The organism is Streptomyces sp. NBC_01077 (assembly GCF_045162855.1).
Classification (GTDB): Bacteria; Actinomycetota; Actinomycetes; order Streptomycetales; family Streptomycetaceae; genus Streptomyces.
This window is the reverse complement of record NZ_CP108669.1, coordinates 4,955,282-4,976,909: the sequence shown is the minus strand read 5'-3', so window position 1 is coordinate 4,976,909 and position 21,628 is coordinate 4,955,282. Positions and strand designations below refer to the sequence as shown.

At 69.3% G+C, this 21,628-nt stretch carries 21 protein-coding genes and 2 tRNA genes; 11 read left to right on the top strand and 12 right to left on the bottom strand.

All coding sequences use genetic code 11. The features are described from left to right. Positions 1-29: 29 nt before the first annotated feature. The gene (locus tag OG462_RS22380) at positions 30-578 is read right to left on the bottom strand and encodes a helix-turn-helix domain-containing protein (protein WP_406060109.1); all 549 of its coding nucleotides are present in this window, start codon (positions 576-578) and stop codon (positions 30-32) included. A 128-nt stretch (positions 579-706) separates the two neighbouring features. Between OG462_RS22380 and OG462_RS22375 the strand changes: the two genes are divergently transcribed. Both OG462_RS22375 and OG462_RS22370 read left to right on the top strand, forming a co-directional pair. After that, a tRNA-Ala gene (locus OG462_RS22375) sits at positions 707-779 on the top strand. A 584-nt stretch (positions 780-1,363) separates the two neighbouring features. Next, complete coding sequence (locus OG462_RS22370) at positions 1,364-1,750, top strand: DUF6344 domain-containing protein (RefSeq protein WP_406060107.1); 387 nt, start codon at positions 1,364-1,366, stop codon at positions 1,748-1,750. Positions 1,751-2,003: 253 nt separating this feature from the next. On the opposite strand, the gene OG462_RS22365 is transcribed toward OG462_RS22370, so the two are convergent. Then, positions 2,004-2,702, bottom strand: a complete 699-nt coding sequence (locus OG462_RS22365; RefSeq protein ID WP_406060105.1) for a DUF5324 family protein — start codon at positions 2,700-2,702, stop codon at positions 2,004-2,006. A gap of 175 nt (positions 2,703-2,877) precedes the next feature. Between OG462_RS22365 and OG462_RS22360 the strand changes: the two genes are divergently transcribed. Beyond that, positions 2,878-3,405 (top strand): peptidylprolyl isomerase, encoded by a 528-nt coding sequence (locus OG462_RS22360; RefSeq protein ID WP_406060103.1) that lies wholly within the window; start codon positions 2,878-2,880, stop codon positions 3,403-3,405. Positions 3,406-3,427: 22 nt separating this feature from the next. Beyond that, positions 3,428-4,312 carry a rhomboid family intramembrane serine protease gene (locus tag OG462_RS22355; protein ID WP_406060101.1) on the top strand — a complete coding sequence of 295 codons (885 nt, stop codon included), beginning with the start codon at positions 3,428-3,430 and terminating at the stop codon, positions 4,310-4,312. 315 nt (positions 4,313-4,627) lie between these two features. Here OG462_RS22355 and crgA read toward each other — a convergent pair whose 3' ends face one another. After that, positions 4,628-4,882: a cell division protein CrgA gene (crgA, locus tag OG462_RS22350; RefSeq protein ID WP_030321260.1), complete on the bottom strand. Its 255-nt coding sequence runs from the start codon at positions 4,880-4,882 to the stop codon at positions 4,628-4,630. A gap of 140 nt (positions 4,883-5,022) precedes the next feature. Here crgA and OG462_RS22345 point away from each other — a divergent pair, with 140 nt between their 5' ends. The 6 genes from OG462_RS22345 (at position 5,023) to OG462_RS22320 (ending at position 9,293) form a co-directional block, all read left to right on the top strand. After that, the gene (locus tag OG462_RS22345) at positions 5,023-5,790 is read left to right on the top strand and encodes a DUF881 domain-containing protein (RefSeq protein WP_406060099.1); all 768 of its coding nucleotides are present in this window, start codon (positions 5,023-5,025) and stop codon (positions 5,788-5,790) included. A gap of 41 nt (positions 5,791-5,831) precedes the next feature. Continuing rightward, positions 5,832-6,503, top strand: coding sequence for a class E sortase (locus OG462_RS22340; protein ID WP_406060098.1), 672 nt, complete (start codon positions 5,832-5,834; stop codon positions 6,501-6,503). 64 nt (positions 6,504-6,567) lie between these two features. Next, positions 6,568-6,729, top strand: a complete 162-nt coding sequence (locus tag OG462_RS22335) for a hypothetical protein (protein ID WP_017240377.1) — start codon at positions 6,568-6,570, stop codon at positions 6,727-6,729. Beyond that, positions 6,726-7,364, top strand: a complete 639-nt coding sequence (locus OG462_RS22330) for an aminodeoxychorismate/anthranilate synthase component II (protein WP_017240376.1) — start codon at positions 6,726-6,728, stop codon at positions 7,362-7,364. Before OG462_RS22335 ends, OG462_RS22330 begins: the two co-directional genes overlap by 4 nt. Then, positions 7,361-8,581, top strand: a complete 1,221-nt coding sequence (locus OG462_RS22325; protein ID WP_406060096.1) for a class E sortase — start codon at positions 7,361-7,363, stop codon at positions 8,579-8,581. Before OG462_RS22330 ends, OG462_RS22325 begins: the two co-directional genes overlap by 4 nt. A gap of 37 nt (positions 8,582-8,618) precedes the next feature. After that, positions 8,619-9,293, top strand: coding sequence for a class E sortase (locus tag OG462_RS22320; protein WP_406060094.1), 675 nt, complete (start codon positions 8,619-8,621; stop codon positions 9,291-9,293). A 92-nt stretch (positions 9,294-9,385) separates the two neighbouring features. On the opposite strand, the gene pknB is transcribed toward OG462_RS22320, so the two are convergent. The 6 genes from pknB to OG462_RS22290 form a co-directional block, all read right to left on the bottom strand. Then, a complete protein-coding gene (gene pknB / locus OG462_RS22315) occupies positions 9,386-11,404 on the bottom strand; it encodes a Stk1 family PASTA domain-containing Ser/Thr kinase (RefSeq protein WP_406060092.1) in 2,019 nt (672 codons plus the stop codon). A gap of 155 nt (positions 11,405-11,559) precedes the next feature. Further along, the gene (locus tag OG462_RS22310) at positions 11,560-13,026 is read right to left on the bottom strand and encodes a peptidoglycan D,D-transpeptidase FtsI family protein (protein WP_406060090.1); all 1,467 of its coding nucleotides are present in this window, start codon (positions 13,024-13,026) and stop codon (positions 11,560-11,562) included. After that, a complete protein-coding gene (locus OG462_RS22305; protein WP_406060088.1) occupies positions 13,023-14,462 on the bottom strand; it encodes an FtsW/RodA/SpoVE family cell cycle protein in 1,440 nt (479 codons plus the stop codon). Before OG462_RS22305 ends, OG462_RS22310 begins: the two co-directional genes overlap by 4 nt. A 26-nt stretch (positions 14,463-14,488) precedes the next feature. Then, a complete protein-coding gene (locus OG462_RS22300) occupies positions 14,489-15,982 on the bottom strand; it encodes a Stp1/IreP family PP2C-type Ser/Thr phosphatase (protein ID WP_406060086.1) in 1,494 nt (497 codons plus the stop codon). A gap of 179 nt (positions 15,983-16,161) precedes the next feature. Beyond that, complete coding sequence (locus OG462_RS22295) at positions 16,162-16,686, bottom strand: FHA domain-containing protein (RefSeq protein ID WP_406060084.1); 525 nt, start codon at positions 16,684-16,686, stop codon at positions 16,162-16,164. Positions 16,687-16,696: 10 nt separating this feature from the next. Next, on the bottom strand, positions 16,697-17,566 hold the full coding sequence (locus tag OG462_RS22290) for an FhaA domain-containing protein (RefSeq protein ID WP_406060082.1): 870 nt from the start codon (positions 17,564-17,566) through the stop codon (positions 16,697-16,699). A gap of 420 nt (positions 17,567-17,986) precedes the next feature. Here OG462_RS22290 and OG462_RS22285 point away from each other — a divergent pair. Continuing rightward, positions 17,987-18,073, top strand: a tRNA-Leu gene (locus tag OG462_RS22285). 130 nt (positions 18,074-18,203) lie between these two features. On the opposite strand, the gene OG462_RS22280 is transcribed toward OG462_RS22285, so the two are convergent. The 3 genes from OG462_RS22280 to OG462_RS22270 are packed head-to-tail and all read right to left on the bottom strand — an operon-like array spanning position 18,204 to position 21,470. Continuing rightward, positions 18,204-19,781, bottom strand: a complete 1,578-nt coding sequence (locus OG462_RS22280) for a methylmalonyl-CoA mutase (RefSeq protein WP_406060080.1) — start codon at positions 19,779-19,781, stop codon at positions 18,204-18,206. A 28-nt stretch (positions 19,782-19,809) separates the two neighbouring features. After that, positions 19,810-20,832, bottom strand: a complete 1,023-nt coding sequence (locus OG462_RS22275) for a zinc-binding alcohol dehydrogenase family protein (protein ID WP_406060078.1) — start codon at positions 20,830-20,832, stop codon at positions 19,810-19,812. Further along, a complete protein-coding gene (locus tag OG462_RS22270; RefSeq protein ID WP_406060077.1) occupies positions 20,829-21,470 on the bottom strand; it encodes an MBL fold metallo-hydrolase in 642 nt (213 codons plus the stop codon). Before OG462_RS22270 ends, OG462_RS22275 begins: the two co-directional genes overlap by 4 nt. Between the last annotated feature and the right edge of the window lie 158 nt (positions 21,471-21,628).

Below are 21,628 nucleotides of genomic sequence, written 5' to 3'. Positions count from 1 at the left end.
TAGGCGATGCCGGCCGGCTGCCGACCGCGTCAGTTCTGGTGCGACTCGTAGTGGGCGACCGCGTCCGCGGTGCGCCCTGCGCCGTACACCCGGAGGAACTCTGCCAGTTCCGGGTGGGCCGGGGCGAGGGAGTCGGCGGCGTCGATGATGTCGCCCGCCGCGGCTACGGAGCGCAGCAGCGACTGGATCTCACGGACCACCCGGCGGACGGTCGGAGCACCGGACCCGGCGGTCGACTGAGCCGTGCTGGTGAGGACGGAGCCGCCCTGCGACTTCTTGACCTCGTCCATCCGGTCGGTGGCCTCGGCGGCGCTGACAGTGCCGTCGGCGACCTGTACGGCGAGCTCCTGGAGTGCCTGGACGCGCTGGACGACGGCCGGGTTCCCGATCTTGGCCCGCTGGCCGCTCATCAGCTGGGACAGCATGGGCGCGGACAATCCGAGCACGGCCGCGAGCCTGGCCTGGTTGAGTCCGAGATCGTCGATCAGCCGACGGAAGAGCGCCCCCAGCGGCTCTCCGTACCAACTGCGCTGAAGCTCTCTGGCTCTCGCCGTGGCTTCCTGCTGCGCTGCGTCCATTTCTTCTCCCCATCCCTCGGTTCGCCACTGCGAACCTCGATCAGCATCTTACGGAGAGTGGTCGCCGACCGGGAGTCCCAATCCTTTTGCCGGACATGGGGGGTGACCCGGTACGCTGTCCTCGTTCCGGGGCCTTAGCTCAGTTGGTAGAGCGCTGTCTTTGCATGGCAGATGTCAGGGGTTCGACTCCCCTAGGCTCCACGAAAAAAACCCCCTTCGACCTGCGTTTCCGCAGGTCGAAGGGGGTTTTGCGTAGTGGGAGAAGGGCACGGCGGGGTTCAGCGGTCCGGGTTCTTGCCCGCCGCGACCTCGGTGAACTCGGCGCGCGTCTCGTCCGCTGATTCCATCCCTTGTGGCCGGCGGCCTGGAACCCGGCGCACGGCGAGCCGGTCTCCTGGGAGCAGAACGAGAGCCCCGCACCGTCCTGGACCACGACGGGATCGCCGCCGCTGAATATGTCGCTCACGCTCTCGTTGGTCGGAAGCGCGGAGTACAGCCCCGTCGCGTCCACCCGGACCTCATCGGGCGCGTCCGTCGACTGCTGCTGTCCGCCCGGCGATCCCGGCTGCCTCTCCGCCGTTTCGGCCAATTCACGGGATCCGCCGGGGCAGCAGCTCAGCCGTGCCGGAGGGGGCGCTGGTCCGGACGGGTGGTGTTCATCGGAAGAACTGCGCGGCCACGGCGACGTTCCGTGGAAATCGGGGGCGCATCCACATCATGAGGAAAGTACGTAAAGCGCGCAAACCGAAATGAACCATTCGAGAACGTCACGAAAGTGAGGGGCCATGGCCACCGCCAAGGTCAAGCAGTTCTGGACCGCCTTCATCTCCGTCCTCTTCGCCCTGCTCGCCGCCGTCGGCCTGGCGGGTACCGCCGCCGCGACCCAGCAGCCCGCCGTCCAGCAGCCCGAGGAGCCGGCCGGCCCCGCCGCCGCCACGGCCCCCGTCGTCGGGGAGCGGGCCTCCCTCGCCTCCGTACCGGCACAGAGGGCGCATCGGTGGCCGCTCGTCGGGGACCGCTCCCTGCCGCCCACGATCAAGCAGCGCATCGCCGCCGAGGCCCACGGTTCCTCTCCCGCCGCCCGGCACCGTTCCACGGCCGGCGCGACCGCGGTGGCCGAGAACGACGAGCCGGCCGCGCTGACGGAGCTCGCGCTCGCCGCGGCGGCGTAGGGCGCGGGGAGACGACGATGCGTACTCCCCGCACCTCCTCGTACGACTCCGTTGCGTACGACTCCGTTGCGTACGACTCCGCTTCGTACGACTCCGCTTCGTACGACTCCGCTTCGTACGAACAGGCAGGACCCGGCGGCACCCAGCGGGATCCGGCAAGGCCCGGCAGGACCCGGCAGGACCCGGTAGGACCCGGCAGAACCCTGAAAGAACCCAGCAGGACCCCGGTAGGACCCAGCAGCATCCCGGTCGGTCAGCGGCGCTCGTCGCGTTCGGCGGTCCCTTCGGCCTCGGCCTCGGACTCCTTGGCCGTCACCTCCGGGTCGAGGGAATCCTCACTGTCGTCGTAGGGCGCCAGTACGGAGCCCTCCTCCACCTCGGTGGGAGCGGGCGGTTCGACCAGCCAGTCGGGATTGGCCTGCTTGTCCCACCACTTCCAGGCGGCGAACGCGCCGCCGGCGAGAATGCCCAGGACCAAGAGGCCCTTGGCGAGGCGTCCGGCCCTTGCCCGACGCTCGTGCTTCTTCATGATTTTCTGGATTTCCCTCGGTGTCACCTGACCGCGCAGCGCGGCCCAGGCGGCGGTAGAGCGCGACCCGGCCTCCTCAAGGACGGGACCGGTCGCGGCGACCGCCTGCTCGACACGAGGAACGGTGTAGTCGGCCGCCTGACGGCAGGCCCAGCGGGTCTTGACCGCCGCACGATGTGCGGCCGCGTCGACCCGCGGCGGTACATGCGGTGCGACATACGAGTCGTACTGCTCACGAGCCTGCGCTCGGGCCTGTTGAGCGGCCTTCGAGACTTTCGGCGCGAGCAGCTCACGCGCCTCCTGCGCGTAGTGCGCGGCCTGGTCCTTGGCCGTGCCGGCGTACGGCGCCACCACTTCCGCGGCGTGCAGGACGCTCTCCTTCGCCGAATCTGACGCGGCGCGCACGCTGTCCATGCGGGTCACGGGATTCCTCCTCCTCGGTGGCGACGATGTCGGTTTTTCACCTTTCCATCCTTTTCGGAATCATGCCCCCCGGAGCAAGGTCCGGCATGCGGGGTGGGCATCCGGGGCATGCGAGGATCGGACACGCCAGAGACAGACGTGACATGACGCGACATGACGTGGACGGAAGGCGACCGTGGCCGAGCAGCTGTACGCGATCCTCAAGACCAGCCTGGGTGACATCGAGGTGCGGCTGATGCCGTTCCACGCCCCGAAGACGGTCAGGAACTTCGTCGAGCTCGCCGGCGGTGAGCGCGAGTGGACGCACCCCGCGACCGGCACGGTCTCCTCGGACCCGCTCTACGACGGCACGGTCTTCCACCGGGTCATCAAGGGCTTCATGATCCAGGCCGGCGACCCGCTGGGGAACGGCACGGGCGGTCCCGGCTACGAGTTCGCCGACGAGTTCCACCCGGAGCTCTTCTTCGACCGTCCCTACCTGCTGGCCATGGCCAACGCGGGACCGGGCACCAACGGCTCGCAGTTCTTCGTCACCGTCGGCGCCGCGACCTGGCTGAACCGCAAGCACACCATCTTCGGCGAGGTCGCCGACAAGGCGAGCCGGCAGGTCGTGGACGCGATCGCGGCCACCCCGACCGACCCGCACACGGAGCGGCCGCTCCAGGACGTGGTCATCGAGTCCGTGGTGATCGAGAAGCGCTGAGGCGGAAGGGACGGCACCTCTCATGGAACCGAGTCCTTCCGAGAACGCGCACGCCGGTACGCCGCGCTGCTACCGCCACCCGGAGGTGGAGACCGGCATCCGCTGCACGCGCTGCGAGAAGCCGATCTGCCCCGCGTGCATGGTGTCCGCCTCCGTCGGCTTCCAGTGCCCCGACTGCGTACGCAAAGGGTCGGGGACCGGCCACGCCGCCGACGCCAACCAGCCGCGGACGCTCGCGGGAGGCCGGGTGGCGACGGACGACCGCTTCGTCACCAAGATCCTGATCGGGATCAACCTCGCGGTCTACGTCGCCGTCCTGGCGTTCGGCGACCGGCTCGTCGACGAGCTCGTGCTCATCGGCTACGCCTACAGCCCGGCGCTCGGCGAGGTCGTCGGGGTCGCCGACGGCGAGTGGTACCGGCTGCTGACCTCGACCGTCCTCCACCAGGAGGTCTGGCACATCCTCTTCAACGTGCTGGGCCTGTGGGTGATCGGCGGGATCGTCGAACCCGAACTGGGCCGGATCCGGTACGCGGCCCTGTGTCTGCTCTCCGGTCTGTCCGGCTCCGTGCTGGCCTATCTCGTCGCCGCGCCCAACCAGCCCTCGCTGGGTGCCTCCGGCGTCGTCTACGGCCTGATCGGCGCCTGGGTGGTGCTGGCCCGCCGGCGCCGCCACGACATGCGGCCGGTGATCCTCTTCGTGGCCCTTTCGCTGCTCATGACCTTCACCCGTCCGGGGATCTCCTGGGAGGCCCACGTCGGTGGTCTGGTCGGGGGCGTCCTGGTGACGTACGCGCTTCTGCACGCGCCCAGGGCCCGCCGGGACCTCGTGCAGTACGGGGCCCTGGGGCTTGTGTTCGTGCTCGACCTGGGGATCGTGCTGGCCCGCTCTGCGGCGCTCACCTGAGCGCACAGGGCTGTGGACGAGCTCTCTGGTGAGCTTTCCCCAGAGTTATCCACAGTGTGTGGCGGTCTCTCCCCGTTCTGTGGGGAAAGACCGCGCCCCTCGCCTCTGACCTGGTGTTTCTCCAGGGAGGCGAGGGGCGTTGTGGTCTCGGGCGAGGGTGATTCCGGTCATACCGGCGTCAACCTCGTGCGAGTTATCCACAGATCTTCGTAAGTTATCCAGTGCTGTGCACAACGCTGTGGATAAGTTCAGGGGAGAGCTTGACGAGCGCCCGGCACGGACGCTAGATCGCCGCCGTTCCGCTGATGCTCGCCGCTACTTCCACTGCGTGGAGACACCGAAACCGGCCGCGATGAAGCCGAAGCCCACCACGATGTTCCAGTTCCGGATCGACTCGATCGGCATCGAGCCGTCGGTGACGTAGAAGACCACGATCCACACCAGACCGATGGCGAACAGCGCGAGCATCACCGGCGCCACCCAGCTGCGGTTGGTCAGCTTGATCGAGGTGGCCTGCTTCGCCGGCGGGGGCGTGAAGTCGGCCTTCTTGCGGATCCGTGACTTCGGCACGAGGGACTCTCCTGTCGATGCGCTGCGTGACCGCGCAGGGAACTGTGGCTGGCGCCGGGATGTGACGAAGGAGGACGACTGCGTCCCCCAGGCGTCCGTTAGCGTAGTGGTTCCGCGGCACCGAAGGGGATCAGGGTACGTTGAGCAATTCCGTCGGCACTCCCGAAGGACCTGGCCGCACCGCGAGGTGGCGCCCCGTCCAGGTGCTCACCCTTGCCGTTTTCGCCCTCGCCGGACTGATCTTCGTCACGAGTTTCAACACCGCCAAGGGCACCAACATCCGCACCGACGCCTCGCTCCTGCGGCTTTCCGACCTGATCGAGGAGCGCAGTCACAAGAACGCGGGCCTCGACGAGTCCACCGCCGCCCTCCGCTCCCAGGTCGACACCCTCGCCGCCCGGGACGACGGCTCCACTCGTGCGGAGGACGCGAAACTCGCCGCCCTGGAGGCGTCGGCGGGCACCACCGAGGTCTCCGGCTCCGGCCTCACCGTCACCCTCAACGACGCCCCGCCGAACGCCCAGGCCGCCCCCGGCTACCCCGAGCCGCAGGCCAACGACCTCGTCATCCACCAGCAGGACCTCCAGGCCGTCGTCAACGCCCTGTGGCAGGGCGGCGCCGAGGGCATCCGGGTCATGGACCAGCGGCTCATCTCCACCAGTGCCGTGCGCTGCGTCGGCAACACCCTGATCCTCCAGGGCCGCGTCTACTCGCCCCCGTACAAGATCACCGCTGTCGGTGACCGGGGGAAGCTGAGCAAGGCGCTCGCGGGCTCCCCGGCGATCCAGAACTACCAGCTGTACGTGAAGGCGTACGGGCTCGGCTGGAAAGTCGACGAGCACAGGGCGGTGACTCTTCCCGGGTACTCGGGCACAGTGGACCTCCACCACGCGAAGCCGGTGAGCTGACCGCCGAGGTCACCGCCGGAAGTCGACTGCGGGAGGGGCGCTTGCGTCTCGTCGTGAGGACCTTCAGCGAGCTGTGCATCACCGTCGGCGCCCTGATCGTCCTCTTCGTCGTCTACGTCCTGTACTGGACCGGCGTCCAGGCCGCGAGCGCGAGCGCCGGCCAGATCGACACCCTCCAGCGGGAGTGGACGAGCACCCCGGTCCGGGCCGCCGCTCCCACCCCGTCCGGAGCCGTGCCGTACGTCCCCGGCAGGGGCATCGCCGTGATGTACGTCCCCCGGCTCGGCCAGGACTGGAAGTGGCCCGTCCTGCAGGGCACCGAGGTCGGCACCCTGAAGAAGGGGCTCGGCCACTACGCGGGCACCGCCCGTCTCGGCGCGACCGGCAACTTCGCCGTCGCCGGCCACCGCCGCACCTACGGCGACCCCTTCAAGGACTTCCCGCGGCTGCGCGAGGGCGACGCGATCGTCCTCACCGACGGGACGACCTGGTTCACGTACCGCGTCGACCGCGCCCCCTACCGGACCGTGCCCACCGACGTCGGCGTCATCGACTCCGTCCCCCGGAAGTCCGGCTTCGACGGGCCCGGCCGCTATCTCACCCTCACCACCTGCGACCCCGAGTGGGGCAGCAGCCACCGGCTCGTCGTCTGGGCGCACCTCGACGCCACCCGGCCGGTCGCGGACGGCCGTCCACAGGCTTTGGACAGCTGACCCCCCACGGCCCCCTCGCCCCGTACTCTGGTCCCCGTAACGAACGGAAGGGGCGGTCGACGTCATGTACGGCTGGATCTGGCGGCATCTGCCGGGCAACGCGTGGGTGCGGGCCCTGCTCTCGATCGTGCTGGTCCTCGCGGTCGTGTACGTCCTCTTCCAGTACGTGTTCCCCTGGGCGGAGCCGCTGCTTCCGTTCAACGATGTGACGGTGGACGGCCAGTGAGCGCGCGAATTCTCGTCGTCGACAACTACGACAGCTTCGTCTTCAACCTCGTTCAGTACCTCTACCAGCTCGGCGCCGAGTGCGAAGTCCTCCGCAACGACGAGGTCGAGCTGAGCCACGCCCAGGACGGCTTCGACGGCGTCCTGCTGTCGCCCGGGCCCGGCGCGCCCGAACAGGCCGGGGTCTGCATCGACATGGTGCGCCACTGCGCGGCCACCGGCGTTCCCGTCTTCGGCGTCTGCCTCGGCATGCAGTCGATGGCCGTGGCGTACGGCGGTGTCGTCGACCGCGCGCCCGAGCTGCTGCACGGCAAGACCTCCCTCGTCACGCACGAGGGCCAGGGCGTCTTCGCCGGGCTGCCCTCGCCGTTCACCGCGACCCGCTACCACTCGCTCGCCGCCGAGCCCGCCGCCCTGCCGGCCGAGCTCGAGGTCACCGCGCGAACCGAGGACGGCATCATCATGGGCCTGCGCCACCGGGAACTGCCCGTCGAGGGCGTCCAGTTCCACCCCGAGTCGGTCCTCACCGAGCACGGGCACCTGATGCTCGCCAACTGGCTGGAGCAGTGCGGCGACAAGGGGGCGGTCGGACGGTCGGCGGGGCTCGCGCCGGTGGTGGGCAAGGCCGTCGCGTGACGACGGGCTCTCCGTGGTTCCGGGCTACGAACGAACCGGGGCCCGAGCCGATACCCGTGGATCCTTACGGGGTCCCGTCGCCGTACCAGGAACCGGCCCCGTACCAGGAACCGGCTCCGTCCCCGTACCCCGAGCAGGCCTACGGGGAGCCCCAGCAGCCGTACCAGGAGCCTGCGCAGACCTACGCGGAGCCCGCGCAGAGCTACCAGGAACCCGCGCAGGCCTACCGCGAGCCTGAGCCCGTCTACCAAGCCCCCTACGAGGCTCCCCACGAGGACGCCTACGTGCCCCCGTACGAGCCGTACGAGGCTGCGGAGGCCCCACGGCCCTCCCCGGGCGACACGACGGTCCTGGAGGCCGTGGAGCCCCTTCCCGGGCCCGGCCGGGCCGAACGCCGCCGCGCCGCCAAGGGCGGCCGGGGCAAGAGCCGTCGAGGCGGCCCGCCCACCACAGGGGCCGGCACCTCGCCCACCGACGCGCCCGCCGCCCCGCTCTCCCGCGTCGAGGCCCGGCGCGCCGCCCGCGCAGCCAAGGACAGCGTCGGCGTCGTCGCCAGCCGCGCCGTCGGCGAACTCTTCATCACCTTCGGCGTCGTCATGCTGCTCTTCGTCACCTACCAGCTGTGGTGGACGAACATCCTCGCCGGCCAGGAGACCGACCGGGCCAAGGCGAAGATCGAGGACACCTGGGCCCAGGGCGACGGCAACGACGACAGCAAGCCGGGGGCCTTCGAGCCCGGCGAGGGCTTCGCCATCATGTACATCCCCAAGCTGGACGTCGTCGTCCCCGTCGCCGAGGGCATCAGCAAGGCCAAGGTCCTCGACAAGGGCATGGTCGGCCACTACTCCGAGGGCAGCCTCAAGACGGCCATGCCCTCCGACCAGCAGGGCAACTTCGCGGTCGCCGGCCACCGCAACACCCACGGCGAACCGTTCCGGTACATCAACCAGTTGAAGCCCGGCGACCCGATCGTCGTCGAGACCCGGAACGCGTACTACACCTACGAGATGGCGAGCATCCTGCCGCAGACCTCGCCCTCGAACGTCTCCGTGATCGAGCCGGTGCCGAAGGGCTCGGGCTTCTCGAAGCCCGGCCGGTTCATCACGCTGACCACCTGCACACCCGAGTTCACCAGCACGTACCGCATGATCGTGTGGGGCAAGCTGGTCGACGAACGCCCGCGCAGCGAGGGAAAGCCGAAAGCGCTCGTAGGCTGAGACCCACAACCTCCGGACGGGACGACGGGACGACCTAGTGGCACGCGTGCGTAATCGGATCGCCGGAGTCATCAGCTTCTTCGGCGAACTCCTCATCACGGCGGGCCTGGTGCTCGGCCTCTTCGTCGTCTACTCCCTGTGGTGGACGAACGTCCTCGCCGACCGCGCCGCGGACCAGGACGGCGCCCAGGTCCGCGACCGCTGGGCCGACGGACCCGGAGCGCTCGACACGAAGGACGGCATCGGCTTCCTGCACGTGCCGGCGATGAAGAACGGCGAGGTCCTGGTCAAGCAGGGCACCGACAGCGACATCCTCAACAACGGCGTCGCCGGCTACTACGCCGACCCGATCAAGTCCGCGCTCCCGCAGGACAAGCAGGGCAACTTCACGCTCGCCGCGCACCGGGACGGACACGGCGCCAAGTTCCACAACATCCACAAGTTGAAGACCGGCGACGCGATCGTCTTCGAGTCCAAGGACACCTGGTACGTCTACAAGGTCTACAAGACGCTGCCGGAGACCACGAAGTACAACGTGGACGTCCTCCAGCCCGTGCCGAAGGAATCCGGCAAGAACAAGCCGGGCCGGTTCATCACGCTGACCACCTGCACCCCCATGTACACCTCCGACTACCGGTACATCGTCTGGGGCGAGCTGGAGCGCACGGAGAAGGTCGACCGCGACCGGACACCCCCTGCGGAGCTGCGCTGATCCGATCGGCAGGAGCAAAGGGGAGAGCCCCGGCATCCACTGGATGCCGGGGCTCTCCCCTTTTGATCGAGCTCGGGGTCGGGTTCGGGGCGTCAGCCGAAGAAGCCGCCGCCGCCGGCGTTGTCCCCGTTGTTGCCGTTGCCGCCGCCTCCGCCGCCCATCGTGAAGACGTTGACCGTGTCACCGGTGTTGACCATGGAACCCGCGGGCGGCGTCGTGGTGATCACCATCGCATCCTCCTTGTCGGAGCCCTGCTGGACGACCACCAGGCCAAGGGCCTCGAGCTGCGCCTTGACGTCCTTGAACGGCCGGTTCGCCAGGTCGCCCGGGATGGCGACCTGGGTCTGCTGCGGGCCCTTGGAGACCTTCAGCGTGATCTGGACGTCCTTCGGCTGGTCCGACGGACCCTGCGGGGTCTGGTCGACGACCGTGCCCGCGGGCTGGTCGTTGTCCACCAGCTCCTGGGTGATGCTGGTGAAACCGAGCGCCTTCAGCTGCTGCTCCGCCTGCGCGTAGCTCCGGTTCTTCACATCGGGAAGCTCGGTCAGCGTCTGCTTCGCGACGGTGATCGTCACCTCGGAGTTCTTATCCGCTTTGGTGCCGCCGTCCGGATTCTGGCGCAGGACCGTGCCGGGGTCCTCCTCGGACTCCTCCTGCTCGACCTTGACCTTGAAGCCCTTGGCCTTCAGGGACTCCTCGGCGCGCTCCCGGGACTGCTCCTGGACGTCCGGAACCTCCACGAGCGGCGCGCCCTCGGAGACGTACACCTGGATCGTGGAGCCGGTGTCCATCTTCGCGATGTTGTCCGCGACCGGAACCTGGCGGCAGATGGAGCCCTTGGGCTGGTCGCAGCGCTCGGTGCCGGCCTCCTGCAGGACCACTTCGGCGTTCTGGGCGTAGCCCTTCGCCGCCGCCACGGTCTGGCCGACCAGCTGCGGGACGGTGACCTGCCGGGTGCCGTCCTTCTTTTCGAACAGCGAGACGCCGATGAAGATCGCGCCGACGAGCACCAGGATGCCCGCGAGGACCAGCAGGATCGTCGAGGTGTTCGACTTCTTCTGGCCGCCTCGACGCCGGTCCGGGCGGTCGTCGTAGCCGTAGCCGCCGTCGTCCGCGTTGATCGGGGGCAGCATCGAGGTCTGGCCGGCCGGGTCGGCCTGGCGCAGCGCCGTGGTCGGCTGGTCCTCCGGGTAGCCGCCGTAGCCCCCGCCGTACCCGGGGGCGCCCGCCATGCCCATCCCCATGCCCATCGCGGCGGCGGCCGCGACCGGCTGACCGTCGAGGCAGGCCTCGATGTCCGCGCGCATCTCGTCGGCGGACTGGTAGCGGTAGTCGGGGTCCTTGACCAGTGCCTTGAGGACGATGGCGTCCATCTCGGGCGTGATCTCGGGGTCGAAGTTGCTCGGCGGCTGCGGCTCCTCGCGGACGTGCTGGTACGCGACCGCGACCGGGGAGTCACCGATGAACGGGGGACGGACGGTGAGGAGCTCGTACAGCAGGCAGCCCGCGGAGTACAGGTCGGAGCGGGCGTCGACCTGCTCGCCCTTGGCCTGCTCCGGGGAGAGGTACTGGGCCGTGCCGATCACCGCGGCGGTCTGCGTCATGGTCATGCCGGCGTCGCCCATGGCGCGCGCGATGCCGAAGTCCATGACCTTGACCTGGCCGGTGCGCGTCAGCATGACGTTCGCCGGCTTGATGTCACGGTGCACGATGCCGGCGCGGTGCGAGTACTCCAGTGCCTGGAGGATGCCGACCGTCATCTCGAGGGTGCGCTCGGGCAGCAGCTTGCGCCCGGAGTGCAGCAGCTCGCGCAGGGTCGACCCGTCGACGTACTCCATCACGATGTACGGGATGGAGACCCCGTCGACGTAGTCCTCGCCGGTGTCGTAGACGGCGACGATCGCCGGGTGGTTCAGCGAGGCGGCGGACTGTGCCTCACGGCGGAACCGGGCCTGGAAGGACGGATCGCGGGCCAGGTCGGCCCGCAGCGTCTTCACGGCGACGGTGCGGCCGAGCCGGGTGTCCTGGCCGAGGTACACCTCGGCCATGCCACCACGGCCGAGCACCGAGCCCAGCTCGTACCGGCCGCCGAGGCGACGCGGCTCTTCCATAGCTAATCCAGCCCTCTCCGTCTGTCCCGACCGCACCCATGGGTGGTCCGGCGGTGTGTGCTGTTCGCGGATACGGTACCGGCCCCGGGAAGACGTTCCGCCCGGGGCCGGTAGCTGAGACCTGACCGGTACCTGGCTTGTACGGGGCCGAGACGTCAGCCCCGGGTCTTCAGGACCGCCTTCATCACGGCCTTCGCGATCGGGGCGGCCAGGCCGCCACCGCTGATGTCCTCACGGTCCGTGCCCTCCGAGTCCTCGACGACGACCGCGACCGCGACCGGGGAACCCTCGGCGGTCTTCGCGTACGAGATGAACCAGGCGTACGGGCGCGCGGCGTTCTTCGGACCGTGCTGGGCCGTACCCGTCTTGCCGCCGACCTTCACGCCGTCCATGTTTAGGTCGGCGTTGCCGCCGGTGCCGTTGGTGACGACGTTCTCCATCATCTGCTGGAGCAGCTGTGCGTTCTCCTGCGAGACCGGGCGGCTCATCTCCTCCGGATCGGTCTTCTTGAGCAGGTCGACGTTGGGGGCGCGCAGCTCGTCGATCATGTACGGCTTCATCAGCTTGCCGTCGTTGGCGATCGCCGCCGTGACCATCGCCATCTGGAGCGGGGTGGTCGCGGTGTTGAACTGGCCGATGGAGGCCTGCGCGTTGCCGCCGCGGTCGGCCTTCTTGTCGAACACGGAGGCGGAGGAGCGGACCGGGGTGAACTGCTCAGCATTGAAACCGAACTTCTCGGCCATTTCGGTCATCTTGTCGACGCCGACTTCGTCGCCGAGTTTCGCGAAGACCGAGTTGCAGGAGACTTCCAGCGCCTTGTTGAGGCTGGCGTTCGCGCAGCCCTGGGCGTGGTTCTTCATCGGGACCGTGGAGAGCGGGATCTTCCAGCCCTCGGGGGTGTCGGTCGCCGCGTTGATGTCCTTGACCTTGCCGTTTTCGAGCGCCGCGGCGGCGGTCACGACCTTGAAGACGGAACCGGGCGGGTAGATCTCACGGATCGCGCGGTTCAGCTTCGGCTTGTTCTTGTCGTTCTCCAGCGCCAGCCAGGCCTTCTCGTCCTTGCCGGAGTAGCCGGCGAAGGAGGAGGGGTCGTACGAGGGAGTGGACGCCATCGCCAGGATCTTGCCGGTCTTCGGCTCGATGGCGACGACCGCGCCGGTCTTGCTGCCGAGGCCCTCGAAGGCGGCCTTCTGGGCGGCCCCGCTGAGGGTGGTGACGACGTCGCCGCCCTTCTTCTTCTCGCCGGTGAACATGGCGAGCGTGCGGTCGAAGAAGAGCCGGTCGTCGTTGCCGGTGAGGATGCCGTCCTCGATCTTCTCGATCTGGTTGGCGTCGTAGGCCTGCGAGGCGTAACCGGTGACCGGAGCCCACATGGGGCCGTCGATGTAGGTGCGCTTGTACTTGTAGTACTCGTCCTTGGAGTCGACGGAGCCGGTCACGGGCTTGCCGTCGACGATGATGTTGCCGCGCTCGTTCGCGTACCGCTCGATCCGGACGCGGGTGTTCTTGGGGTGGGCGTTCAGTTCGTCCGCGCGGACGAACTGCACCCAGTTGTCCCGCAGGAGCAGGGCGAGGATGAGCAGGCCGCAGAAGATCGCGACCCGGCGCAGCGGCTTGTTCACGGACGGACCACCTGGGTCATCTCGGCGTCGGGGGACGGGGCGGGCGCGGGCGCCGGACGGCGCGCGGTGTCGCTGATCCGGATCAGGATGCCGATGAGAGCCCAGTTGGCGATCACGGACGATCCGCCGTACGCGAGGAACGGCATGGTCATACCGGTGAGCGGGATGAGGCCCATCACGCCGCCGGCGACGACGAAGATCTGGAGTGCGAAGGCGCCGGAGAGGCCCATCGCGAGCAGCTTGCCGAAGGGGTCGCGGGCGGCGAGGGAGGTGCGGACACCGCGCTCGACGATCAGCCCGTAGATGAGCAGGAAGACCATCACACCGGCGAGGCCGAGCTCCTCGCCGACGGTGGCGAAGATGAAGTCGGAGTTGGCGGCGAAGCCGATGAGGTCCGAGTTGCCCTGGCCGAGGCCCGTGCCGAGGATGCCGCCGGAGCCGAAGGACATCAGCACCTGGGTCATCTGGTCACAGGCGTTGAGCATGTTGGGGTCGGTGGCCGTCTCCAGGCATTCGAACGGGTCGAGCCAGGCGGCCACGCGCGACTGGACGTGGCCGGCGAAGGTGCTGACGAGGACCGCGCCGCCCGAGGCCATCAGCAGGCCCATGACGATCCAACTGGTCCGCTCGGTCGCCACGTACAGCATGATCACGAACATGCCGAAGAACAGCAGCGAGGTACCGAGGTCGTTCTCGAAGACCAGGATGAGAAGGCTGACCGCCCAGATCGTCAGGATCGGACCGAGGTCACGGCCACGCGGCAGGTAGAGCCCCATGAAGCGGCGGCTGGCCAGGGCGAGCGCGTCCCGCTTCACCATGAGATAGCCGGAGAAGAACACCGCCAGGACCAGCTTGGCGAACTCACCGGGCTGGATCGAGAAGCCGCCGACGCTGATCCAGATCTTGGCGCCGAAGACGTCCGCGCCGAGGCCCGGGACGAGCGGCAGCAGCAGCAGGACGAGGGAGACCACCATGGAGATGTACGTGTAGCGCTGGAGGACGCGGTGGTCCTTCAGGAGCAGCAGCACGCCCACGAACATGGCGATGCCGATGGCCGAGTACATCATCTGGCTGGGTGCGTCGGGACTGAAGCTGTTGTACCGGCGCATCGAGGTGGCGATCAGCCGCGGCGACTGGTCCAGCCGCCAGATCAGCACCAGGCCCATGCCGTTGAGCAGGGTCGCCAGGGGCAGCAGCAGCGGGTCCGAGTACGGGGCCCACTTCCGCACCACGAGGTGGGCGACGCCCGCGAGCAGCGCGAGCCCGAGGCCGTATCCGAGCATGCCGGCCGGGACCTTGCCATCGATGGCCAGGCCCACGTTGAGGTAGGCGAACACCGGGATGACGACGGCGAACGCGAGCAGCGCCAGCTCGGTGTTCCGGCGGCTCGGCGCCTCGATCGCGCCGATGGTGGTCGTGTTGGTGACAACGCTCATGGTGGTGAAAGGCCCCCTACGGGTGCTTACTGCTTGCCGCAGTTCGAGGCCAGCTTCTGCTCCTCCGCGGTGAGGGTGGGACCCGGGGTCGGAGCGGCTGTGGTGGGCTTGGAGTCAGGGGTGCCGGTACCGCCCGGCGTCTCGGCCGGCGGCTTGCTCGCCTGGTCGGCCGCCTTCTCGGCGGCGGCGCGGCGCTGCTCGGTCTTCTTGCAGGCCGAGGCCTGCACGGCCAGTTCGGCGATCTTCGTCTCGGCCTTGGCGAGGCTGCCGCCCGTGATCGTGTCCTCGACCTGCTTCTGCTGGTAGGCGGGGAGGTACTTGAGTTCGATCTCGGGGTGGTCCTTCTCGACCTTCGACAGCGAGACCCACGCCAGGTCCTGGCTGATGCCCTGGTACAGCGCCACGTGCTGGTCCTTGGAACCGACGAAGTACTGCGTCTGCGTCCAGCGCCAGCCGCCGTAGGCCCCGCCGCCGAGGATCGCGAGGGCGAGGACCAGGATGAAGGAGCGCTTCAGCCATTTGCGGCCGGTGCGCGGCTTCACGAAGTCGTCGTCCGTGTACGACTCGAAGGAGCCCTGCGGGGGCATCCCGCCGTAGCCGTGGCCGTCGCCGCTTCCGGGCGGGCCGAAGCCGCCGGCGGGCGGCTGCTGGTGCGGAGCCGGGCGACCGAGCCCGGAGGCGCGACCGGCGGGGGTCTGCATGGCCCCGCCGTCGTTCAGCTGGGCCGCCTGGTTCTCGGCGACCGCGCCCACGATGACCGGGGTGTCGCTGAGGTGACCGGCGAGGGTGTCGCCGCCGTCGACGTCCAGGACATCGGCGACGATCACCGTGATGTTGTCGGGGCCGCCGCCGCGCAGGGCGAGCTGGATCAGCTCCTGCACGGTCTCCTGCGGGCCCTGGTAGCTGGCGAGGGTGTCCTCGAGCGTCTGGTGCGAGACCACGCCTGACAGGCCGTCGGAGCAGATCAGGTAGCGGTCGCCGGCCCGGACCTCACGGATGGAGAGATCGGGCTCGACGTGGTCGCCACTGCCGAGCGCGCGCATGAGGAGCGAGCGCTGCGGGTGGGTGGTGGCCTCTTCCTCGGTGATCCGGCCCTCGTCGACGAGCCGCTGCACCCAGGTGTGGTCCTGGGTGATCTGGGTCAGCACACCGTCGCGGAGCAGATAGGCGCGCGAGTCGCCTACGTGCACGAGTCCGAGCCGCTGGCCGGTCCACAGCAGGGCGGTGAGCGTGGTGCCCATGCCCTCCAGCTGAGGGTCCTCCTCGACCATCATCCGGAGCTGGTCGTTGGCGCGCTGCACCGCCGTACCGAGCGAGGTGAGGATGTCGGAGCCGGGGACGTCGTCGTCGAGCGTGACGAGGGCGGAGATCACCTCGGACGAGGCGACCTCACCGGCGGCCTGGCCGCCCATGCCGTCGGCGATGGCGAGGAGCCGGGGGCCGGCGTAGCCGGAGTCCTCGTTGCCCTCGCGGATCATGCCCTTGTGCGAGCCCGCGGCGAATCGCAGGGACAGAGTCATGCGCACCTGCCCTGTCGACGCTGCATCGGGGTACAGCCGGTCTCGACCCACACTGCCCACCCTCCGGTCGCTCCGGTCACGCCGGTCGCTTCAGTCGCTCCGGTCGGGAGCGCGGCACGGCCGGTGGCGGGGACCGTCCCGACTCGCTCGCTCCGCTCGCGCCTATTCATGATGTAGCACTACTTCCGCAGCTCGATGACGGTCTTGCCGATGCGGATCGGCGCGCCCAGCGGAATCGGTGTGGCGGTGGTGAGGCGGGTCCGGTCGAGATACGTGCCGTTGGTGGACCCGAGATCCTCGACGATCCACTGGCCGTCCCGGTCCGGGTAGATCCTTGCGTGCCTGCTGGACGCGTAGTCGTCGTCCAGCACGATCGTCGAATCGTGCGCCCGGCCCAGCGTGATCGTCTGCCCCTGGAGGGCGACGGTCGTGCCGGTGAGGGTGCCCTCGGACACGACCAGCTTGGTCGGGGCGCCGCGGCGCTGCCGCCCACCGCCCGCGGTCTGCTGGCCGCGCTGCTGCGGCGGCGCGGCGTTCTGCCGCGCCTGCTGCTGCTGGGGTCGCGCCTCCTGGCGCCGTGAACCGCGCTGGGTGACCCGCGTACCGAAGAGGTCGCTGCGGATGACCTGGACGGCCACGATGACGAACAGCCACAGAACGGCCAGGAAACCCAACCGCATGACCGTCAGGGTCAGCTCTGACATTGCCCCCGCTTCACCCTTCGGCTTGCCGGTAAACGATGGTGGTGCTGCCCACGACGATCCGCGAGCCGTCGCGGAGCGTAGCGCGGGTGGTGTGCTGCCCGTCCACCACGATGCCGTTGGTGGATCCCAGATCCTGGATCGTCGAGGGCGTTCCGGTCCGGATCTCGCAGTGCCGGCGGGAGACGCCGGGATCGTCGATCCTCACGTCCGCGTCGGTGCTGCGGCCGAGGACCAGGGTCGGGCGGGAGATCTGATGGCGGGTGCCGTTGATCTCGATCCAGTGGCGGACCTGGGTACCCGCTCCGCCGTGCGTACCGGGGCCGGGGGCCGCCGGACGAGCCGCTGCCGCCGCCGTCGGCCGGTGGCCGGGGGCGCCGGGAGGCGGGGAGGCGGGCATGGGCGGGGCGCCGGCCGGGGGGTACCCGTAGCCGCCGCGACCCTGTCCCGGGCCCTGCTGCTGGTGAGGCTGCTGCTGTCCGCCCGCGGGCGGCTGCGACTGTGACGTACTCGACGCCAGCGTGCGGCTGCGGACGCGGTACAGACCGGTGTCGAGGTCCTCGGCCTTCTCCAGGTGGACCTTGATCGGTCCCATGAAGGTGTACCGCTGCTGCTTCGCGTAGTCCCTGACCAGGCCGGCGAGCTCGTCGCCGAGCTGGCCCGAGTAGGGGCTGAGTCGCTCGTGGTCCGGTGTGCTCAGTTCCACGATGAAGTCGTTGGGGACGACGGTCCGCTCGCGGTTCCAGATCTGCGCGTTGTTGTCGCACTCGCGCTGGAGCGCGCCGGCGATCTCGACAGGCTGGACCTCGGACTTGAACACCTTGGCGAAGGTGCCGTTGACCAGACCTTCGAGACGCTGCTCGAAACGCTTCAGGACTCCCATGGGGCACCTCCTCCGTCGTTGCCGTCCTGGTACTGCTTACTGATCGTATCCACGCGTCGGGAAATCGGCTGGTTCCCCTTCTCTGCCCTGTGGACGAGTGTCACCTCTCACAGGCTTTCCCCACGGATCGTAGAGGCGGCCTGTGGACAGTGTCCCGCACCCGGCTGTGGGAGCGGGGGCTCGGTCGGGGTCCGGGGTCGGTCCGTCCCCTTCCTCCCCCTACTTTCCCTCCCGTCTCCCCTTCTCCTTCCGCCCTCCTGGCACCGTCATTCCCCTGACCGTCCTTCTGTCCCTCCCTCACCTTGGTCTCCGTGAGCGGAGGCCAAACAACGGATGTGAATCCACGGTCTCCGACGTGCTAATCTTCTGATGTCGCCAGGCGCTCGCACCGCAAGTGAGAGCGTCCGGAGCACACCCAATGCGCGGGTGGCGGAATAGGCAGACGCGCTGGATTCAGGTTCCAGTGCCCGAAAGGGCGTGGGGGTTCAACTCCCCCCTCGCGCACCAGTTCAACTCGGGTGACCGAGGAGACGGTCGGCATCGTGATCACGATGCCGACCGTTTCGTTTTCCCCCCTCAGCTCTGCCCGGCGGCCGGTGTGACGTAACCCACGGGTGCGGGGATCGTCGCCGACATCTCAGGTCGTTGTCGGGACGTAGGTGCCCCAGATCTCGCGGAGTGCGTTGCAGACTTCGCCGACGGTGGCGCGGGCTTTGAGGGCGTCTTTCATGGGGTAGAGGACGTTGTCGGTGCCTTGGGCGGCTTTCTTGAGTTCGGTGAGGGCTGTGTCGACTGCTGTCTGGTCGCGTTCGGCGCGGAGCCGGGTGAGGCGCTGGGCCTGTTGGGTTTCGATGGCGGGGTCGACGCGGAGGGGTTCGTAGGGTTCCTCGACGTCGATGGTGTAGCGGTTGACGCCGACGACGACGCGTTCACCGTTGTCGGTCTGCTGGGCGATCCGGTAGGCGGAGTGCTCGATCTCGCTCTTCTGGAAGCCCTGCTCGATCGCGTCGACCGCGCCGCCCATGTCCTCGACCCTGGCCATCAGCTCCAGGGCCGCGGCCTCGACGTCGTCGGTCATCTTCTCCACGACGTAGGAGCCGGCGAACGGGTCGACGGTCGCGGTGACGTCCGTCTCGTGGGCGAGGACCTGCTGGGTGCGCAGGGCCAGGCGGGCGGACTTGTCCGTCGGCAGCGCGATCGCCTCGTCGAAGGAGTTGGTGTGCAGGGACTGCGTCCCGCCCAGGACCGCCGCCAGGCCCTGCACGGCGACCCGCACGAGGTTGACCTCGGGCTGCTGCGCGGTCAGCTGCACCCCCGCGGTCTGGGTGTGGAAACGCAGCATCTGCGACTTGGGGTTCCTCGCGCCGAACTCCTCCCTCATCACCCGCGCCCAGATCCGGCGGGCCGCCCGGAACTTCGCGACCTCCTCCAGGATCGTCGTGCGCGCCACGAAGAAGAACGACAGCCGCGGTGCGAAGTCGTCCACGTCCATCCCCGCCGCGAGGGCCGTGCGGACGTACTCGATACCGTCCGCGAGAGTGAACGCGATCTCCTGCGCGGGCGAGGCACCCGCCTCCGCCATGTGATAGCCGGAGATCGAGATCGTGTTCCACTTCGGGATCTCGGCCCGGCAGTACTTGAAGATGTCCGCGATCAGCCGCAGCGACGGCTTCGGCGGGAAAATGTAGGTGCCCCGCGCGATGTACTCCTTCAGCACATCGTTTTGGACCGTGCCCGTCAGCCGGCCCGCCTCGACACCCTGCTCCTCACCCACCAGCTGGTACATCAGCAGCAGCAGAGCCGCCGGGGCGTTGATCGTCATCGACGTCGATACCCGGTCCAGCGGGATCCCGTCGAACAGGACCCGCATGTCATCCACCGAATCGATCGCCACCCCCACCTTCCCCACCTCACCCGAGGCGATCGGCGCGTCCGAGTCGTGCCCCATCTGCGTCGGCAGATCGAACGCCACCGACAGACCCATCGTGCCGTTCGCGATCAACTGCTTGTAACGCGCGTTCGACTCCACCGCCGTACCGAAACCCGCGTACTGACGCATCGTCCACGGACGCCCCGTGTACATCGACGGATACACACCACGCGTGAACGGATACCCACCCGGCTCACCCAGCCTCTCGGCAGGATCCCAGCCCTCCAACACCCCCGGCCCATAGACCGGCTCGATGGGCAGACCCGACTCCGACTCGCGCGCCATGCCTATCGCCCCTCTCCGCTCTCCGCGTTCAGGACCGGACATCGAGGACGTACTTGCCCGTGGACGCCCGGGTCTCCAGGAGTTCGTGCGCGCGTGCCGCGTCGGTTAGCGGGAGTACGGTCACGTCCACGCGGACGGTGCCCTTCGCGACCTCCTCCAGGGACTGCTCCAGGTGGGCGCGGAGCAGCTTCGGCGCCCGGCCGGCGACGCCGCCCAGGTTGTAGCCGGCGAGGGAACTGTTCGTGTACCAGGGGTGGTTGCCCTCGAAGGTGACGTCCTCGGCCGCCGCGTTGCCGAAGATGACGTGCCGGCCGAAGGCGGCCAGGAGGCCCGTCACGGACGACCGGAAGGCGCCGCCGACGGAGTCCAGGACCAGGTCCGCGCCCGCTCCGCCGGTCCGCTCGGCCACCTCCTGCTCCAGCTCCTCGTAGGACACGACGCTGTCGTAGCCGAAGCCGCGCGCGTACTCGGCCTTGGCGGGGGAGCTCGTCACGCCGATGACCGTGCCCGCGCCGAGCGAGCGGGCCAGCTGCGCCGCTGCCGTGCCGACGCCGCCCGCCGCGGCGAGGACGACCACGGTCTCGCCCTTGGCGAGGTGGCCGGCCGAGGTGAGGACGCCGAGGGCGGTCGTGACGTTGCAGAGGGCGGCGGCCGCGAGGGCTCCGTCCAGCTCGGCGAGCTCGCCGTCGAGGCGGACGGCGTGCTCGGCTCCGACGGCCACCACCTCGGCGTTGCCGCCGCCGCCCAGGGTGAGTGCGGCCACCCGGTCGCCGGGCTCGAAGCCGGTGACGCCCTCGCCCACGGCGCGGACCGTGCCGACCGCCTCAAGGCCGGGGAAGTGCGGCAGGTCGACCGGGAACTGGCCGCGACGGAACATCACTTCGGCGAAGTTCACGCCCGCGTACCGGACGTCGACGGTGAGCTGACCGGCCTGGGGCTCGGGCGTGTCGACCTCGCCGACGGTGAGGACGGAGGGGGCGCCGAAGGCGTCGAAGCGGACCGTGCGCATACGGCTGCCGGAGGTCGTGGAGGTCGGGGCGGTGTTCGTCATCGGATTCCCGTCTGGCTGAGGAAGGAGGTGGGGCCGTGGCCGGTGAGCAGCCGGGTGTCGTCCGGGCAGAGGCCGGTGACCATGCGGAGGGAGTCCTCCATGCTCGTGGGGCTCGCGGTCGGTGCGTCCGCGCGTCCCCGGCCGCTCGCGAGCAGGGTGTCGCCGGTGGCGAGCAGGGGGGCGTCGCCGCCGTCGAAGCGGAACATCACCGAGCCGACGGTGTGGCCGGGCGTGTGCAGCACCGTGACGGTGCCGGCGGCGAAGGTCAGTTCGCCGCCCCGCTCGGGGAGTTCGCTGACCTCGTCGGGTTCCTGGTCGGGGTGGCCGACGAGCAGGTCGCGGGGGAACGAGTCGGGCAGTCCCTTGGCGGGGGCGCCGAGTTGGTAGCGGTCGGCCGGGTGGATCCAGGCCGGGACGCCGTAGTGCCGGGCGAGCGGCACGGCGTCCCAGGTGTGGTCCATGTGGCCGTGCGTGATCAGGATGGCCTCGGGTTCGAGTCGATGGGCGCGGACGGCCTCCAGGACCGCCTCTCGGGAGTCGTGTCCGGGGTCGACGACGAGGCAGGGGTTACCCGGGCCGGCGGCGACGATGTGGACGTTCGTTCCGAACTTGCCGGTGGCGGCGGACAGTACGAGCATGACGCGACTCTGACCGAGCCTTCGGTCATATGTCAATTGCCGTAGGTGTCGCAGAACCCTGGCTCACGTCTGCCCTATAGTGGCGAGGGCAGTCGTCGGCCGGCCCCCGCCCGGGGCGGGGCGTGCGGCGCCCGTACATCCGTCGTCCCAGCAGGGGG